General features: G+C 57.0%; 18 protein-coding genes. 15 read left to right on the forward strand and 3 right to left on the reverse strand.

The window, feature by feature from the left end:
* Nucleotides 1-5: 5 nt before the first annotated feature.
* The 4 genes from kdsA (at nt 6) to ispD (ending at nt 3,442) form a co-directional block, all read left to right on the forward strand.
* Complete coding sequence (gene kdsA, locus K0F75_RS07690; protein WP_219061252.1) at nt 6-851, forward strand: 3-deoxy-8-phosphooctulonate synthase; 846 nt, start codon at nt 6-8, stop codon at nt 849-851.
* 153 nt (nt 852-1,004) lie between these two features.
* Complete coding sequence (gene eno / locus K0F75_RS07695; RefSeq protein WP_219061253.1) at nt 1,005-2,294, forward strand: phosphopyruvate hydratase; 1,290 nt, start codon at nt 1,005-1,007, stop codon at nt 2,292-2,294.
* Between the two features lie 165 nt (nt 2,295-2,459).
* The gene (ftsB, locus tag K0F75_RS07700; RefSeq protein ID WP_219061254.1) at nt 2,460-2,738 is read left to right on the forward strand and encodes a cell division protein FtsB; all 279 of its coding nucleotides are present in this window, start codon (nt 2,460-2,462) and stop codon (nt 2,736-2,738) included.
* Nucleotides 2,735-3,442, forward strand: a complete 708-nt coding sequence (gene ispD / locus K0F75_RS07705; protein WP_219061255.1) for a 2-C-methyl-D-erythritol 4-phosphate cytidylyltransferase — start codon at nt 2,735-2,737, stop codon at nt 3,440-3,442. Before ftsB ends, ispD begins: the two co-directional genes overlap by 4 nt.
* A gap of 16 nt (nt 3,443-3,458) precedes the next feature.
* Here the strand turns inward: ispD and K0F75_RS07710 are convergent, their stop codons facing one another.
* Nucleotides 3,459-4,355, reverse strand: coding sequence for a LysR substrate-binding domain-containing protein (locus K0F75_RS07710; RefSeq protein WP_219061256.1), 897 nt, complete (start codon nt 4,353-4,355; stop codon nt 3,459-3,461).
* Nucleotides 4,356-4,460: 105 nt separating this feature from the next.
* Here K0F75_RS07710 and K0F75_RS07715 point away from each other — a divergent pair, with 105 nt between their 5' ends.
* The 8 genes from K0F75_RS07715 (at nt 4,461) to rpoS (ending at nt 11,565) form a co-directional block, all read left to right on the forward strand.
* Complete coding sequence (locus K0F75_RS07715; RefSeq protein ID WP_219061257.1) at nt 4,461-5,573, forward strand: S-(hydroxymethyl)glutathione dehydrogenase/class III alcohol dehydrogenase; 1,113 nt, start codon at nt 4,461-4,463, stop codon at nt 5,571-5,573.
* 8 nt (nt 5,574-5,581) lie between these two features.
* Nucleotides 5,582-6,427, forward strand: a complete 846-nt coding sequence (gene fghA, locus K0F75_RS07720) for an S-formylglutathione hydrolase (RefSeq protein ID WP_219061258.1) — start codon at nt 5,582-5,584, stop codon at nt 6,425-6,427.
* A 52-nt stretch (nt 6,428-6,479) separates the two neighbouring features.
* On the forward strand, nt 6,480-6,953 hold the full coding sequence (ispF, locus tag K0F75_RS07725) for a 2-C-methyl-D-erythritol 2,4-cyclodiphosphate synthase (protein ID WP_219061259.1): 474 nt from the start codon (nt 6,480-6,482) through the stop codon (nt 6,951-6,953).
* Complete coding sequence (truD, locus tag K0F75_RS07730) at nt 6,950-8,008, forward strand: tRNA pseudouridine(13) synthase TruD (protein WP_219061260.1); 1,059 nt, start codon at nt 6,950-6,952, stop codon at nt 8,006-8,008. Before ispF ends, truD begins: the two co-directional genes overlap by 4 nt.
* Complete coding sequence (gene surE / locus K0F75_RS07735; protein ID WP_219061261.1) at nt 7,996-8,745, forward strand: 5'/3'-nucleotidase SurE; 750 nt, start codon at nt 7,996-7,998, stop codon at nt 8,743-8,745. Before truD ends, surE begins: the two co-directional genes overlap by 13 nt.
* Nucleotides 8,746-8,786: 41 nt before the next feature.
* Nucleotides 8,787-9,422, forward strand: coding sequence for a protein-L-isoaspartate(D-aspartate) O-methyltransferase (locus K0F75_RS07740; RefSeq protein ID WP_219061326.1), 636 nt, complete (start codon nt 8,787-8,789; stop codon nt 9,420-9,422).
* Between the two features lie 186 nt (nt 9,423-9,608).
* Nucleotides 9,609-10,454, forward strand: a complete 846-nt coding sequence (locus tag K0F75_RS07745; protein WP_219061262.1) for a peptidoglycan DD-metalloendopeptidase family protein — start codon at nt 9,609-9,611, stop codon at nt 10,452-10,454.
* Between the two features lie 106 nt (nt 10,455-10,560).
* Nucleotides 10,561-11,565, forward strand: coding sequence for an RNA polymerase sigma factor RpoS (rpoS, locus tag K0F75_RS07750; protein ID WP_219061263.1), 1,005 nt, complete (start codon nt 10,561-10,563; stop codon nt 11,563-11,565).
* A 597-nt stretch (nt 11,566-12,162) separates the two neighbouring features.
* Here rpoS and fdxA read toward each other — a convergent pair.
* Both fdxA and mutS read right to left on the reverse strand, forming a co-directional pair.
* Complete coding sequence (fdxA, locus tag K0F75_RS07755; RefSeq protein ID WP_219061264.1) at nt 12,163-12,486, reverse strand: ferredoxin FdxA; 324 nt, start codon at nt 12,484-12,486, stop codon at nt 12,163-12,165.
* Between the two features lie 237 nt (nt 12,487-12,723).
* Nucleotides 12,724-15,291, reverse strand: a complete 2,568-nt coding sequence (mutS, locus tag K0F75_RS07760) for a DNA mismatch repair protein MutS (protein ID WP_219061327.1) — start codon at nt 15,289-15,291, stop codon at nt 12,724-12,726.
* Nucleotides 15,292-15,369: 78 nt separating this feature from the next.
* Between mutS and K0F75_RS07765 the strand changes: the two genes are divergently transcribed.
* The 3 genes from K0F75_RS07765 to recA all read left to right on the forward strand — a co-directional run bounded on the left by K0F75_RS07765 (nt 15,370) and on the right by recA (nt 17,469).
* A complete protein-coding gene (locus K0F75_RS07765; RefSeq protein ID WP_219061328.1) occupies nt 15,370-15,678 on the forward strand; it encodes a hypothetical protein in 309 nt (102 codons plus the stop codon).
* A 113-nt stretch (nt 15,679-15,791) separates the two neighbouring features.
* Entirely contained in the window at nt 15,792-16,292 is a 501-nt protein-coding gene (locus tag K0F75_RS07770) for a CinA family protein (protein ID WP_219061265.1), read from the forward strand.
* A gap of 85 nt (nt 16,293-16,377) precedes the next feature.
* Complete coding sequence (gene recA / locus K0F75_RS07775; protein ID WP_219061266.1) at nt 16,378-17,469, forward strand: recombinase RecA; 1,092 nt, start codon at nt 16,378-16,380, stop codon at nt 17,467-17,469.
* The last annotated feature ends 7 nt before the right edge of the window (nt 17,470-17,476 follow it).

A 17,476-nucleotide genomic window follows, 5' to 3' on the forward strand; every position in this document is an offset into this window, starting at 1 on the left:
CTTTTATGGCGCAAAAGATCATCCGTGTAGGCGCGATCGAGATTGCCAACGACAAGCCATTTGTCTTGTTTGGTGGCATGAACGTGCTGGAATCGCGGGACATGGCCATGCAGGTCTGCGAAGAGTACGTAAGGGTCACCGAAAAGCTCGGCATCCCTTATGTGTTCAAGGCCAGTTTCGACAAAGCCAATCGTTCGTCCGTGACCTCTTACCGTGGCCCAGGCCTGGAAGAGGGCATGCGGATTTTCGAAGAGATCAAAAAGACCTTTGGTGTACCGCTGATCACCGATGTGCACGAACCTGAGCAAGCTGCGGTAGTGGCTGAGGTCTGCGACATCATCCAGTTGCCGGCGTTCTTGTCGCGGCAGACCGATCTGGTCGTGGCAATGGCCAAGACCGGTGCGGTGATCAACATCAAGAAAGCCCAGTTTCTCGCCCCTCAGGAAATGAAACATATCCTGGCCAAGTGCGTAGAAGCAGGGAATGATCAATTGATTCTGTGCGAGCGTGGTTCCAGCTTCGGTTACAACAACCTGGTGGTGGACATGCTTGGCTTCGGCATCATGAAGCAGTTCGAGTATCCGGTATTCTTCGACGTGACTCATGCCTTGCAAATGCCAGGCGGGCGCTCCGATTCTGCGGGTGGTCGTCGGGCTCAGGTCCTCGATCTGGCCAAGGCGGGCCTCAGCCAGAGTCTGGCCGGGTTGTTCCTCGAAGCGCATCCGGATCCGGATAACGCAAAATGCGATGGTCCTTGCGCCTTGCGTCTGGACAAGCTCGAGCCATTCCTGGCTCAGCTCAAGGCACTGGATGAACTTGTGAAAAGTTTTCCGACGGTAGAGACCGCGTAAAACCGGTTTCTCCGGTAAAGTGCCGCTCGGTATTTCTCTGGCCCTCGGGCCAGAGGCTTATCCTCGTCAGACCTGCCCGCTGTACAACGCCTGACGGCGATAATTGATTCCCTCAGCTGTGTCGCTTTCGTCAATCTTGGAGTGTTTACAACAATGGCAAAAATCGTCGACATCAAAGGTCGTGAAGTTCTCGACTCCCGTGGCAATCCCACCGTGGAAGCAGATGTGCTCCTCGATAACGGTATCATCGGCAGTGCCTGCGCGCCGTCCGGTGCTTCCACTGGCTCGCGTGAAGCGCTCGAGCTGCGTGATGGCGACAAGAGCCGTTACCTTGGCAAAGGTGTTCTCAAGGCCATAGCTAACATCAATGGCCCGATTCGCGACCTGCTGCTGGGCAAGGACCCGGTAGACCAGCAAGCGCTGGACCGTGCCATGATTGCTCTGGACGGGACCGAAAACAAAGCCAGCCTGGGCGCCAACGCGATCCTTGCTGTGTCGCTGGCCGCAGCCAAAGCTGCCGCTCAGGATCAGGATCTGCCGCTGTACGCGCACATCGCCAACCTCAACGGCACGCCGGGTGTGTACTCGATGCCGGTGCCGATGATGAACATCATCAACGGTGGCGAGCATGCGGATAACAACATCGATATCCAGGAATTCATGGTGCAGCCGGTTGGCGCCAAGACCTTTTCCGAAGCGCTGCGCATGGGTACCGAAATTTTCCATCATCTGAAAGCTGTGCTCAAAGCCCGTGGCTTGAATACTGCTGTTGGCGATGAAGGTGGTTTCGCACCGAACCTGGCGTCGAACGAAGATGCCTTGGGCGCTATCGCTGAAGCGGTGGCCAACGCCGGTTACACGCTGGGCACCGACGTGACCCTGGCACTGGACTGCGCGGCCAGCGAATTCTACGAAGACGGCAAATACGATCTGGCTGGCGAAGGTCAGAAGTTCGACTCGGCGGGTTTCGCTGATTACCTGGCCGGTCTTGTCAGCCGTTATCCGATCATTTCCATCGAAGATGGCATGGACGAGTCCGATTGGGCTGGCTGGAAAGTGCTGACTGACAAGCTGGGTGAGAAAGTGCAATTGGTCGGCGACGACCTGTTTGTGACCAACACCAAGATCCTCAAGGAAGGCATCGATAAAAAGATCGGCAACTCGATCTTGATCAAGTTCAACCAGATCGGCACCCTGACCGAAACGTTGGAAGCCATTCAGATGGCCAAGGCAGCGGGTTACACGGCTGTCATCTCGCACCGCTCCGGCGAAACCGAGGACTCGACCATTGCCGATCTGGCTGTTGGTACGGCCGCAGGTCAGATCAAAACCGGTTCTCTGAGCCGTTCCGATCGCATCGCCAAGTACAACCAACTGCTGCGTATCGAAGAGCAATTGGGCGCCAAGGCTGTATACAACGGTCGTGGTGAGTTTCGCGGCTGAGCTGGAGATGGTAAAAAGACAACGGGCGCTGTAAGAAAAGTCGGCATAGCTGACGATTCTGCCAGCGCATGAGTGATTGAGCCTGGTTTTGCCAGGCTCAATGCCCTCGCTCGATTTTCAACGTGTCGGCATCGCTGTCTTTTCCACTGAGTACCTGAATATTCAATGCGCAGTCCTAACTGGTTGTTCCTCATCTTGCTTCTGCTGCTGGCCGGCCTGCAGTATCGCCTTTGGGTGGGCAACGGAAGCCTGGCGCAAGTGGCCAGTCTGACCCAGCAAATCGCTGATCAGCATGCTGAAAACGATACGCTACTGGAACGCAACCGGGTTCTCGATGCGGAAGTGCTCGAGCTGAAAAAAGGCCTGGAAACCGTTGAAGAACGGGCGCGTCACGAATTGGGCATGGTCAAGGATGGCGAAACCCTTTATCAGTTGGCCCAATGACATCTGCTCTACCTGCCTTCTGGGCAGTGATTCCTGCCGCGGGCGTTGGCGCTCGCATGGCGGCTGACCGGCCCAAGCAGTACCTGCAACTGGGCAGGCTCACTATTCTTGAACACAGCCTTAATTGTTTTCTCGATCACCCCCAACTCAAGGGACTGGTGATCAGTCTGGCTGTGGATGATCCCTATTGGCCGACCCTGGCATGCTCTACAGACTCGCGGATCCAGCGCGTGGCGGGCGGGCGGGAGCGGGCAGACTCAGTGCTCAATGCGTTGTTGCACCTCCACGCGCAAGGCGCTCATGACGATGACTGGGTGCTGGTTCACGATGCGGCTCGTCCGAATCTGTCGCGCGTGGACCTGGACACGCTGCTGTACGAATTGGCTGACGATCCTGTCGGTGGTCTGTTGGCCGTTCCGGCTCGCGACACACTCAAGCGTGCGGACAGTAATGGGCGCGTCACTGAAACCGTTGATCGCAGCTTGATCTGGCAGGCCTACACGCCGCAGATGTTCCGCCTCGGCGCGCTGCACCGGGCCTTGGCTGACAGCCTGGTATCGGATATCAGTATCACCGATGAAGCCTCCGCCATCGAATGGGCAGGTCAGTCTCCCCGGCTGATCGAGGGTCGTTCAGACAACATCAAGGTGACCCGCCCCGAAGACCTCGAATGGCTGCGTCAGCGTCGAGACTTCAAGGATTGAGCCCGGCGAAGTCGCTTTAATCGCGATACTCCTTACACAGCGCCAACCCGGCCTTCAGATGTTCGACCAACTTGCGCACCTTGGGCGACAGATGCCGTTGCTGTGGATAAAGCGCCCAGACCGCCGTGTTGGGGGGTTGATGAGCGTCCAGCAACGAAATCAACGCGCCACTGTTCAGGTGTTCAAGCACGTAGTAGTCCGGCAGCTGACACAATCCAATACCCTGCAGCGCCGCGTCGAGCACGGCCTGTCCGCTGTTGCAGCGCCAGTTGCCTTGAACGCGTTGCGAGAACTCCCGACCATTCTGTTGCAGTTGCCAGGTGTCGCTGCTGCCGATCAAGCAGTTGTGGCGGTTCAGTTCCGACAGGCTGTGCGGTCGGCCATAGTGCTCAAGGTAAGAGGGCGATGCGCACAGGTACATGCGCCGAGGCGCCAGGCGGGTGGCAATCAGCCTTGAGTCTTGCAGGCGACCCAGGCGAATCGCCAGATCGAGGCCTTCGTGCACCAGATCCAGCGTGCGGTTGCTCAGCTCGATATCCACACGCAATTGTGGATACAACATCATGAAACCGGTCACCAGCGGTGCAATAAAGCGCTCTCCATACGCCACGGCGCAAGTCATGCGCAGCAGGCCTTTAGGTTCGCTGGTGAGGTCGCCTATCGCGCGCAGTGCTTCTTCGCGACCATCCTGCAGGCGCTGACAGTGCTGAAGAAATGTCTGCCCGGCTTCGGTCAAGGCTACGCGCCGGGTGCTGCGATACAGCAGCCGGGTTTGCAGGCGTTCTTCGAGCCTGGCGATCTGTCGGCTGATGTGTGACGACGAAACGCCCAAACGCTCTGCCGCAGCGGTGAACTGCCCGCATTCAGCTACCGCTACAAACTCATCGAGCCCTTCCCAGCGATTGGCGTACATCGATTATCCCTGTACAGCAATAATGTTTTGCTTTTGACCTGATTATTCCTCAATCAGCACTGCTTTACACTCTCAGGCTTGTTTTTACTTCGCTGGAGAAGATTGATGATCAAGTCACGCGCCGCTGTTGCCTTTGAAGCCAAGAAACCGCTCGAAATCGTTGAAGTCGATGTCGCGATGCCCAAGGCTGGCGAAGTGCTGTTGCGGGTCGTCGCTTCCGGTGTTTGCCACACCGATGCCTATACCTTGTCGGGCGCCGACCCGGAAGGCATCTTCCCGTCGATCCTCGGCCATGAAGGTGGCGCAATCGTCGAGGCAATCGGCGAAGGTGTGACCTCAGTTGCAGTCGGTGATCATGTGATCCCGCTGTACACCCCGGAATGCCGTAAATGCAAATTCTGCCTGTCGGGCAAGACCAACCTGTGCCAAGCCATTCGCGCCACCCAGGGCAAAGGTTTGATGCCGGATGGCACGTCGCGCTTCTCTTATAAAGGCCAGACGATTTTCCATTACATGGGCACCTCGACCTTCTCCGAGTACACCGTGTTGCCGGAAATATCGGTCGCGAAAATCTCTAAAGATGCGCCGCTGGAAAAAGTCTGCCTGCTCGGTTGCGGCGTCACTACCGGGATTGGTGCGGTACTGAACACGGCCAAAGTCAAACCGGGCGACACTGTCGCGATCTTTGGTCTGGGTGGGATCGGCTTGTCAGCGGTGATTGGCGCGGTCAAAGCCAAGGCCGGGCGCATCATCGCCATCGACATCAACCCCTCAAAGTTTGAAATCGCCAAACAGCTGGGCGCTACCGACTGCATCAACCCCAAGGATTACGATCGCCCGATTCAGGACGTGATCGTTGATCTCACCGACGGCGGTGTGGACTTCTCCTTCGAGTGCATCGGCAACGTGCAACTCATGCGTGCGGCGCTTGAGTGCTGCCATAAAGGTTGGGGCGAGTCGGTGATCATTGGCGTGGCTGGTGCCGGTCAGGAAATTTCAACCCGACCTTTCCAGTTGGTCACCGGGCGCGTCTGGCGCGGTTCGGCGTTTGGCGGTGTACGGGGTCGCACTGAATTGCCGAGCTATGTCGACATGGCACAGAAGGGCGAAATCCCGTTGGACACCTTCATCACCCACACCATGGGCCTGGAAGACATCAATAAGGCTTTCGAGCTGATGCATGAAGGCAAGAGCATCCGCACCGTCATCCATTTCTGAGGTCTGTCATGAGCCTGGAAAACCTGTCCTGCCAGAAAAGCTTCGGTGGCTGGCACAAGCGCTACAAGCATCATTCCGATGTGCTCGGCTGCGACATGGTGTTTGCCGTTTACCTGCCACCGCAAGCGGAGCAGGGCGGTAAATTGCCGGTGGTGTATTGGCTGTCCGGATTGACCTGTACCGATGAAAACTTCATGCACAAGGCAGGGGCGCAACGGATCGCGGCCGAGCTGGGGTTGATCATCGTCGCCCCCGACACCAGTCCGCGCGGGCCGGATGTGCCGGGTGATCCGGATGGCGCATGGGATTTTGGTCTGGGTGCCGGCTTTTATCTGAACGCCACCCAGCAACCCTGGGCGAAGAACTATCGCATGCATGACTATGTGGTGAACGAGCTGCCGACACTGGTCGAGGCGCATTTTCCGGCTTCGGACCGGCGCGGGATCAGCGGTCACTCCATGGGCGGACACGGGGCGTTGGTGTGCGCTTTGCGTAATCCGGGGCGCTATCAGTCCGTGTCAGCTTTTTCGCCGATCAGCAATCCGATGGACTGCCCATGGGGTCAGAAGGCTTTCTCCCGTTACCTTGGGGATGAGCGTTCGCGCTGGCGCGAATGGGATGCGAGTGTGTTGATCGCCGAGGCTTCGGAAAAACTGCCGATCCTCGTCGATCAGGGTGATCGTGATGATTTCCTCGCCAATCAGCTCAAGCCCGAGGTGCTGGTGCAGGCGGCAAAATCTGCTAAACATCCGCTCACCTTGCGTATGCAGCCCGGTTATGACCACAGCTATTTCTTCATCGCGAGCTTTATCGAAGATCACTTACGTCATCATGGGTTCGCTCTAAGCGGTTAATGTTGGACAAAGTAGGTAGAATCACGCCCTGACTTTTTCGGGGCGTTTTTTTATGCGTATTGGCCACGGCTACGATGTGCACCGTTTCGCTGAAGGCGATTTCATCACCTTGGGTGGCGTGCGGATCGCGCACGGCTTCGGGCTGCTCGCCCATTCCGATGGCGACGTGCTGCTGCACGCACTCAGCGATGCCTTGCTCGGCGCGGCAGCGCTGGGGGATATTGGCAGGCACTTTCCAGACACGGACCCGCAATTCAAGGGCGCAGACAGTCGCGCTTTGTTGCGTCACGTGGTCACATTGGTCAATAACAAAGGCTGGAAAGTCGGCAACATCGACGCCACCATTGTTGCCCAGGCACCGAAAATGGCCCCGCATATCGAATCGATGCGCGCGCTGATTGCCGCGGATCTTCACGTCGAGTTGGATCAAGTGAACGTAAAAGCTACCACCACCGAAAAACTCGGCTTTGTTGGCCGTGAAGAGGGCATCGCGGTTCATGCTGTCGCCTTGTTGCTCTCGGCATGACGGAACTCGAATTGTTGGGCCCGCGCGCCTATGGTGACGCCTTGGGTACTGCGGTGCTCAAAGCCACGGCCGAAGATTTCCAGGTTGATGAAGTCCTGGATATTCCGTTGTCCGGCGACGGAGAGCATCTGTGGTTGTGGGTCGAGAAGCGAGGCCTGAACACCGAAGAAGCGGCCCGCCGCCTGGCACGTGCTGCCGGTGTGCCGTTGCGAACCGTCAGTTATGCGGGCTTGAAGGATCGTCAGGCGTTGACGCGTCAGTGGTTCAGCTTGCACCTGCCGGGCAAGGCCGACCCTGATCTGTCAGCGGCTCAGGACGACACCCTGAAAATCCTGAAAATCGGCCGTCATAAACGCAAACTGAACCGCGGCGCTCACGCGGCCAATGGCTTTACCTTGCGCCTGACCCAGTTGCAGGCGGATCACGCGGCCTTGCAGGCGCGCCTCGAATTGATCGCCAGCCACGGCATCCCCAATTATTTTGGCGCCCAGCGTTTTGGCTGGCAGGGCGGTAACCTGGGCGAAGCCCGTGAGTACGCCTCGCGTCAGGCATTGCCGGAACAACGCAATGTGCGTTCGCGATTGTTGTCGACGGCTCGCAGCTATCTGTTCAATCAGGTGCTGGCGGCGCGGGTGGCGGATGGCAGTTGGCAGCGGGCGCAGGTGGGTGATCTGCTGGCGTTCACTGACAGCCGCAGCTTTTTCCCTGCTGGCGAGGCTGAGTGCAGTGACCCGCGTCTGGCTATTCTTGACCTGCACCCGACCGGACCGCAGTGGGGCGAAGGTGATTCGCCTGCGACCGGCATCACTGGCGAGCTTGAACAAGCCGTCGCTGATCGCGAACCCGCGTTGCGCGATTGGCTGATCAAAGCCGGCATGGAACACGAACGTCGAATCCTGCGGCTGCCCATTGGTGGGTTGACGTGGCATTATCCCGAGCCTGACATTCTGCAATTGGAATTCGTCCTTCCGGCCGGATGCTTCGCCACCGTATTGGTGCGTGAGCTCGTCGATCTGGTGGCGGTGGGGCAGACGGACAGCTCATGCGCATTCTGATTTCTAACGATGATGGGGTAACGACACCGGGTCTGGCCGCGCTTCATGCGGCGTTGGTGGGCTATAGCGAGTGCGTGGTCATTGCCCCTGATCAAGACAAAAGCGGTGCAAGCAGCTCGCTGACGCTTGATCGCCCGCTTCATGCCCACACGTTGGCCAACGGCTTCATCAGCCTTAATGGTACGCCGACCGATTGCGTGCATCTTGGGCTCAACGGGCTTCTTGATCTGCAGCCGGACATGGTTGTCTCGGGCATCAATCTGGGCGCCAACCTCGGCGATGATGTGCTGTATTCCGGCACGGTGGCCGCAGCGCTGGAGGGGCGATTTCTCGAGCGTCCGTCGTTTGCGTTCTCATTGTTATCGCGCCTGACAGACAACCTGCCGACGGCCGCGCACTTTGCTCGCCTGCTGGTCGAAGCCCATGAGCAGCTCGACCTGCCGCCGCGCACGGTGCTTAACGTCAACATTCCGAACCTTCCGCTTGAGCACATCCGCGGTATTCAACTGACCCGCCTGGGGCATCGTGCCCGCGCGGCTGCTCCGGTCAAGGTTGTCGATCCGCGTGGCAAGGTCGGTTATTGGATTGCAGCGGCAGGCGACGTTGAAGACGGCGGACCAGGGACCGACTTTCACGCAGTAATGCAAGGATACGTGTCGATCACCCCGCTGCAACTGGACCGAACCTACCAGGATGGTTTCAGCAGCCTCAACGGCTGGCTAGAGGGGCTCGGTTGATGTCGCGCGAGCAAGATGATCTGTTACGACGCGGGATCGGGATGACCTCTCAACGCACCCGCGAGCGTTTGATTCAACGTTTGTACGAAGAAGGCCTGACCAACGCTCAGGTGCTGGAAGTGATCCGGCGAACGCCACGGCATTTGTTCGTGGATGAGGCGCTGGCACACCGGGCCTACGAAGACACCGCCTTACCGATTGGCCATAACCAGACCATTTCCCAGCCGTACATGGTTGCGCGCATGAGCGAGCTGCTACTGGAGGCCGGTCCACTGGACAAGGTCCTGGAGATAGGCACCGGCTCGGGTTATCAGACAGCGGTCCTGGCACAACTGGTCGAGCGGGTTTTCTCGGTGGAGCGCATCAAGGTCTTGCAGGACCGCGCCAAAGAGCGACTGGTCGAGCTGAATCTGCGCAATGTGGTCTTTCGCTGGGGCGATGGCTGGGAAGGCTGGCCTGCTCTGGCGCCTTACAACGGCATCATCGTGACGGCAGTGGCGACCGATGTTCCGCAGGCCTTGCTTGATCAATTGGCACCGGGCGGACGTCTGGTCATTCCGGTCGGCTCAGGTGAGGTCCAGCAATTGATGCTGATCATCCGCGAGGAGAATGGTTTTTCCCGTCATGTGCTGGGTGCGGTGCGATTCGTGCCCTTACTCAATGGACCCCTGGCGTGAGGCTCGTTACGGCCCGTAATGAATTCTACCCGGTCATCAAGGTCCTATAGCCTACGTGCAGGTTAACGCAGTATCTTGAATGAGTGCTGTAACGCACGGTTTTGTAACCAGTTAAGTATTAGCTGCCAGCCGTTATTACGGCACAATAGGCAACTTAAATTCAGTCACCAGTAAAGGGAGTGGCGGGTGAGTCTCACAGTCATTCGACAGCGTATGTCTATAACAAGCTTTCAGCGCCTGGTGATTGGCATTGCCTTCGGTATATTTCTAGCCGGCTGCTCCAGCACGCCTTCTGGCGGGGTGAGGGTTGTCGATCGTAACAAGGCGGCGCCCCAACGGCAGGCAGTTACAACCGGACAGTACGTGGTGCGGCGTAGCGACACCCTTTTCTCCATTGCATTTCGTTACGGCTGGGACTGGAAAGCGCTGGCCGAACGCAATCAGATTCCTGCGCCCTATACCATCCACCCAGGTCAGACGATTCGCTTTGATGGCCGGTCAAGTTCCGCGCCGACGTCAGTCGCTTCCACATCCGATGTAGCCCCTTCCGGTTCGATCAAAACCACCGTGATCTCTCGCCCTATCGGGGTTGTGCCGGTGATTATTCCTGCTCCTTCCGGGACTCCCGCGACAACGCCGATACAGGCTGTAGGACGTTCACCCACAGGGTGGGCGTGGCCATCTAATGGCATTTTGATAGGTAAATTTTCTTCAAACGGTAGTTTGAATAAAGGAATTGATATCGCAGGGGATTTGGGACAGCCTGTTTTGGCTGCGTCTGATGGTTCGGTGGTGTACGCCGGGAGTGGCTTGCGGGGCTACGGCGAGTTGGTAATCATCAAACACAGCGACACCTACGTCAGTGCTTACGGACATAACCGTAGGCTGTTGGTTCGGGAGGGGCAGCAGGTCAAGGTCGGACAGACAATTGCTGAAATGGGGTCAACGGGGACTGACCGGGTGAAACTGCATTTTGAGATTCGCCGTCAAGGTAAACCTGTAGATCCGCTGGAATTCCTGCCACGTCGTTGATCGGTTACCAGCCTGTTTCCTGGCGTAGAGGGGACAGGCTCAAGCGTTGCCATGGAAATTAGGCGCCGCTAGGGCTTGAGGTCGAACTCACCAAAGGACTATAACAATGGCTCTCAGTAAAGAAGCGCCGGAGTTTGACATCGACGATGAGGTGCTCCTTATGGAACCCGGCATCGTTCTGGACAAGGTTTCGAGCAAGGAAACTGCTGTAACTCCTGCCCGCGCCAAAGCCAAACACTCCACAACGCTCAAGCAACACAAGTACATCGACTACACCCGGGCGCTCGACGCCACCCAACTGTATCTGAATGAAATTGGTTTCTCTCCTCTGCTTTCGCCGGAAGAAGAAGTCCACTTTGCGCGTTTGTCGCAGAGCGGTGATCCGGCAGGGCGCAAACGCATGATTGAAAGCAATCTGCGGCTGGTGGTAAAAATCGCCCGACGCTACGTCAATCGTGGACTCTCATTGCTTGACCTGATCGAAGAAGGCAACCTGGGCCTGATCCGGGCGGTCGAAAAATTCGATCCTGAACGCGGTTTCCGCTTCTCAACCTACGCGACATGGTGGATTCGCCAGACCATCGAGCGTGCCATCATGAATCAGACCCGCACGATCAGGTTGCCAATTCATGTGGTCAAAGAGCTTAACGTGTACTTGCGTGCCGCTCGTGAACTGACCCAGAAACTTGATCACGAACCCTCTCCGGAAGAAATCGCCAACCTGCTCGAGAAGCCGGTCGGCGAGGTCAAACGCATGCTTGGGCTCAATGAGCGGGTGTCCTCCGTTGACGTTTCCCTTGGTCCGGACTCGGACAAGACATTGCTCGATACGTTGACCGATGATCGCCCTACGGACCCGTGTGAGCTGCTGCAGGACGATGATCTTTCCCAGAGTATCGATCAGTGGCTTTCCGAGCTCACTGATAAGCAGCGTGAGGTGGTAATAAGGCGTTTCGGCTTGCGAGGACATGAAAGCAGTACCTTGGAAGACGTAGGCCTGGAAATTGGTTTGACCCGTGAAAGGGTCAGGCAGATCCAGGTCGAGGGCCTCAAGCGCTTGCGTGAGATTCTTGAAAAGAACGGTCTGTCGAGTGAGTCTCTGTTTCAATAGCTGTGCACAGACTCAAGTGTGTGCGATGTAGTGCGACCGACTTATAAAAACACCTCGACTGGGTCGGGGTGTTTTTATATTCGCGATATGGATAAGTGGCAGTGTGTTTTTCATGCTTTTTTAGATGATGCCTTTAATACGTTAAGCGCGACGAGCAATAAGGCGTTTTCTATGTAAGCCTTTGCTTACGCGTGGTGTAAGTCATCGTAAGTTTTGAGGGGGGAATACTGTCTTTTTCCCCATTGTTATTTGTATATTTCATTGATTTTAAAGGATATTTAATTTTACTGATTGAGCCGTCAGGACTCTTTTTGAAAACTTTGAGCGGTTGCTCTTGGCGGTTAAATCACTAAGATAAGAACTGTGTCCAGGGATAGACACAGGCCGTCAAGGATGACAGTCAAGGACATCGCAGGATGCGATTCATCAGGATGATGAAAGGGATTACAGGGACTAAGGACAATATGGGCGGGTCATACCGCCCTTTTTTTTGCCTGCAGAAAACTGCCGGTGCAGCAGGGCCCGTTTGGGCGGACCCTGTTTAAAGACTCAAAATACAAAAGGCCCCAGAGGGGCCTTTTGTAAGAGCAATACGACTTAGCGCTCTAGATCTTTGAGCTTGCCTTTGACGCCATCCCACTCTTCAGCATCGGGCAGGCCTTCTTTCTTCTCGGTGATATTTGGCCAGATTTCCGCTAACTCTACGTTCAGCTGGATAAATGCCTGCATATCCTCAGGCACTTCATCTTCCGAGAAGATCGCCTGTGCCGGGCACTCAGGCTCGCAGAGTGCACAGTCGATGCACTCATCCGGGTGAATCACCAGGAAATTCGGGCCTTCGTAGAAGCAGTCCACCGGACACACTTCTACGCAGTCGGTGTACTTGCACTTGATGCAGTTGTCGGTGACGACGAAGGTCATTTCTAATTCTCTCCTCAGGCGGCGGTAGCAGAGCCCTTCCAGCAGGGCTGCTAAGTTCGGGAATTTCCCAGGCCGTGTGAAACCAATACATTCAGTAGCAAGGCGCTTATACGGCGTCGCGCCTTGCCCTACCGTGGTTCGTTCGCTTTCACGCGGCTCGGATAATCTGCGCAGTCAGGCTAAAAACCCGCAGCATCCCAAACCGCGCGGGATTCTAACAGCTTGCAGCGATTGCCGTTAGATGCGCGACTGCAAGGCATACAATAACTCTAGCGCCTGGCGCGGTGTCAGGTCGTCTACTTTGGTTTTTGACAACTCTTCGAGTACCGGATGTGGAAGGCTGGCGAACATATCGCTTTGCTGTGGGGTCGATGGTTTGCCAGGGACTGACCGGGGCGCCTCGTGGGGCAGGCTCGTGGTTTCCAAGCGCTGCAAGTGTTCCTTTGCGCGCAGGATGACCTTGGCTGGAACCCCCGCCAGCTGGGCCACGGCCAGGCCATAGCTTTGGCTGGCAGGTCCGGGCAATACGCGGTGCAGGAAGACGATTCGTTCATTGTGCTCCGTGGCGTTCAGGTGCACGTTCGCAACCAGCGGCTCGTTTTCCGGGAGTACCGTCAGCTCGAAATAGTGGGTGGCGAACAGCGTATAGGCGCGCAACTGGGCGAGACATTCTGCCGCAGCCCACGCCAGTGATAACCCGTCGAATGTGCTGGTGCCGCGCCCGACTTCATCCATCAATACCAGGCTGCGGTCGGTCGCGTTATGCAGAATGTTCGCGGTTTCGCTCATTTCCACCATAAAGGTCGAACGGCCGCCTGCCAGATCGTCGCTGGAACCGATCCGGGTAAAGATCCGATCCACCAACGACAGCTCGCAACTGGCTGCTGGCACAAAGCTGCCGATATGAGCCAGCAAAACGATCAGGGCGGTCTGGCGCATGTACGTCGACTTACCGCCCATGTTCGGTCCGGTGATCACCAGCATTCGAGTGTTGTCATCGAGCGCCAGGTCGTTGGCGACGAATGGGCTGGTCAATACTTGCTCGACAACCGGGTGCCGACCTTGTTCGATGCGCATGCATGGCTCATCGACGAAGCGTGGGCAGTTCAGGTCAAGGTTCAGCGCGCGCTCAGCCAGGTTGCTCAGTACGTCCAGTTCAGCCAATGCCGCAGCCGTGTCTTGCAAGGGCGCCAAATGACCGATCAGGTCTTCGAGCAACGCTTCGTAGAGCATCTTTTCGCGAGCCAGTGCACGGCTCTTGGCTGACAGCGCCTTGTCTTCGAACGCCTTCAACTCGGGAGTGATGAAGCGCTCGGCGCCTTTGAGTGTCTGGCGCCGGATATAGTCGGCGGGCGCCTGCTCGGCTTGCTTGCTCGGCAGCTCGATAAAGTAGCCGTGAATCCGGTTGTAGCCGACCTTGAGGTTGGCCAGCCCCGTACGGGCTTTTTCTCGGGCTTCCAGATCAATCAGAAACTGTCCGGCGTTCTCGCTGAGCGATTGCAGGTCGTCGAGCTCGGCGTCGTAGCCGGTTTTCAGCACGCCGCCATCACGAATGACTGCAGGCGGGTTGTCGATGACGGCTCGCTGCAGCAGGTCCGCTAATTCCGGGTAGGTGCTGGTCGTCAGCGCCAGTTGCTGGAGGTGCGGAGCTTCCAGGTCAGCCATTGCTCGTTGTAGCTCGGGCAATGCCGCCAGGGCGTCGCGCAGCCGCGCCAGATCACGCGGACGTGCGTTGCGCAGGCCAATCCGGGCGAGAATCCGCTCGATATCACCGATTTCCTTCAACTGCGGCTGCAGGTGTTCGAAGCGGTAGCGTTCAAGCAGGCACGTGATTGAGCTTTGTCGGGCTTGCAGCACGCTCAAGTCTCGTAACGGGCGATTCAGCCAGCGTGTCAGCAGGCGACTGCCCATGGCGGTCTGGCAGCGGTCCATGACCGATTGCAGAGTATTGTCGCGTCCGCCTGCCAGATTGGTGTCCAGCTCCAGGTTGCGTCGACTGGCGCCATCGAGCACGACCGTATCATCCAGTCGTTCATGACGCAGGCTGCGTAAATGCGGGAGAGCGGTGCGCTGGGTTTCTTTGGCATAACCGAGCAGGCAACCCGCGGCTCCGATAGCCAGTGTCAGGTTCTCGCAACCAAAGCCCTTGAGGTCCTGGGTAGAGAATTGCTGGCACAGGCTTTTAAGCGCCGAATCGCGCTCGAAGTCCCACGGCGCACGACGCCGGGTCCCACGTCGCTTCTCGGCGGGCAAGCCCTGTGGCCAATCATCGGGGATCATCAGCTCGACTGGATTGATTCGCTCCAGCTCCGCCAGCAGGTTTTCCCAGCCCTTGATTTCAAGAACACTGAAATTGCCACTGGTGATGTCCAGAACAGCGAGGCCAAACAGGCGTTCATCGCCCAATACTGCAGCAATCAGGTTGTCCCTGCGTTCGTCGAGCAGCGCCTCGTCGCTGACCGTGCCGGGTGTAATGATCCGCACGACCTGACGGTCCACCGGGCCTTTACTGGTAGCGGGATCGCCGACCTGTTCGCAGATCACTACCGACTCGCCGAGCTTTACCAGCTTCGCGAGATAACCTTCGGCCGCATGGTAAGGAATCCCGCACATGGGAATCGCCTGTCCCGCCGACTGGCCGCGCGCAGTCAGCGTGATATCCAGCAGCTTGGAGGCCTTTTTGGCGTCTTCGTAGAAGATTTCGTAGAAGTCGCCCATGCGATAGAACATCAACTGATCAGGGTGTTGATTTTTCAACCGCCAATATTGCTGCATCATCGGGGTGTGTGAGGACAGGTCAGTCAATGCTTTATTCATCGGTTTTTTAGGCGAGTTCGTCAAAAGTGGGGGCCAGATGTCGGGCGCCTTGCGGACTTCATCGGCGTGGATGAAGTCCTGTGCCCGTCTGTTTTTACAATGGGCGCAAGGTTAACACGCACGATCTTGCCTCGCAGAGTGGAGCCTGGCGAAAAGCCTGGTTACGACTTTGCGATGGGCTATTGCGCAGACATGGCTACGCTTGCATTCAAGCTGTTTCATTCCAGAGAACAGCAGGAACAGGATGTTCTTATGTCGAATAAACGTGGTCGAGATGCAGTCAATGGTCGCTTCATCCCCATTGATGAGGCAAAAAAGCGCCCGAGAGAAACAATAATTGAAACCGTCAAAAAGCCGGCCAAGAGAGGTCGGTAGTCATTCAATCGTGCTTGATCCAAGAGCAGGAGCGGTCGAATGCTTCTGTCCTTGCACGTATAAAGAGCTCGTGTACGGTGTCTCACCTGACGTGCTGAAAATCGGAGAAGGTCGTGGATGATATTACCCAGCTTGCGGCTTTACTCGGCAAGCACCTGCAATCGTTGAGGGCGCAGGTAACCACCGCTGAATCCTGCACGGGGGGCGGGATTGCCGAGGCGATTACCCGTATACCCGGTAGCTCTGCCTGGTTCGAGGCCGGTTATGTCACCTATTCGAACGCGCAAAAAAACCTTCAACTGAACGTGCCGGCCGAACTGTTCAGCTCGGTGGGAGCGGTCAGTCGCGAAGTGGTCGAGGCCATGGTGTCGGGCGCACAGGAAAAAAGCGGGGCACAGTTTGCCGTCGCGGTCAGCGGCGTTGCCGGGCCTGATGGAGGCTCGGCGGACAAGCCAGTAGGGACGGTATGGCTTGCATGGGGCGCGGGACAGCAGCTCGTTTCCGTGCGCAGGCAGTTTGACGGTGACCGTGATCAGGTCCGCCGACAAACGGTGAAGGCCGCGCTAGAGGGGCTGATACAGCTCGCGGCTGGAGAAATACTAAAACGGGGGTAGGCGAGCGCTCCACCCTGTGGAATAATACTGTCTACTTATACAGGTGTTGTGGCCGTCAGGCCTTATTGATTACGTGAGGACTTCAATGGACGAGAACAAGAAGAAAGCCTTGGCTGCGGCCTTGGGTCAGATCGAGCGTCAATTCGGCAAAGGTGCCGTGATGCGCATGGGGGATCATGACCGCCAAGCGATTCCTTCTATTTCTACCGGTTCACTCGGGTTGGATATCGCCCTCGGTATCGGTGGCTTGCCACGCGGCCGAATCGTTGAAATCTACGGTCCGGAATCCTCGGGTAAAACCACGCTGACGCTTTCGGTTATCGCTCAAGCCCAAAAGCTGGGCGCTACCTGTGCATTCGTTGATGCTGAGCACGCGCTCGATCCTGAATACGCGGGCAAGCTTGGCGTCAATGTTGACGACCTGCTGGTGTCGCAACCCGATACCGGTGAGCAAGCGCTGGAAATCACCGACATGCTGGTGCGCTCCAACGCCGTCGACGTTATCGTTATCGACTCCGTAGCAGCCCTGGTTCCGAAAGCTGAAATCGAAGGCGAAATGGGTGATATGCACGTAGGCCTTCAGGCCCGTCTGATGTCACAGGCGCTGCGTAAAATCACCGGTAATATCAAGAACGCCAACTGCCTGGTCATCTTCATCAACCAGATCCGTATGAAGATCGGTGTGATGTTCGGTAGCCCGGAAACCACCACGGGCGGTAATGCGCTCAAGTTCTATGCTTCGGTCCGTCTGGACATCCGCCGTACTGGCGCGGTGAAAGAAGGTGATGAAGTTGTAGGCAGTGAAACCCGCGTCAAAGTCGTGAAGAACAAAGTGGCTCCGCCGTTCCGCCAGGCCGAGTTCCAGATTCTCTACGGCAAGGGCATTTACCTGAACGGCGAGATCATTGATCTGGCTGTACTTCACGGTTTTGTAGAGAAATCCGGTGCCTGGTACAGCTATCAGGGCAGCAAGATTGGCCAGGGCAAAGCCAACTCGGCCAAGTTCCTGGCGGATAATCCGGAAGTCGGTGCGAACCTCGAGAAGCTGATTCGTGAAAAGCTGCTGACTCCGACTGCCGATACCAAGGCATCGCCTGCCGCCGACACCAAGGCATTACCTGTCAAAGGTGCCAAAATGTCTGCTGCTGATCTGGCCGAAACCGACGTCGATATCTGATACGGCC

This window comes from Pseudomonas sp. UMAB-08, from assembly GCF_900095225.1.
In the GTDB taxonomy this organism is placed as follows: Bacteria; Pseudomonadota; Gammaproteobacteria; order Pseudomonadales; family Pseudomonadaceae; genus Aquipseudomonas.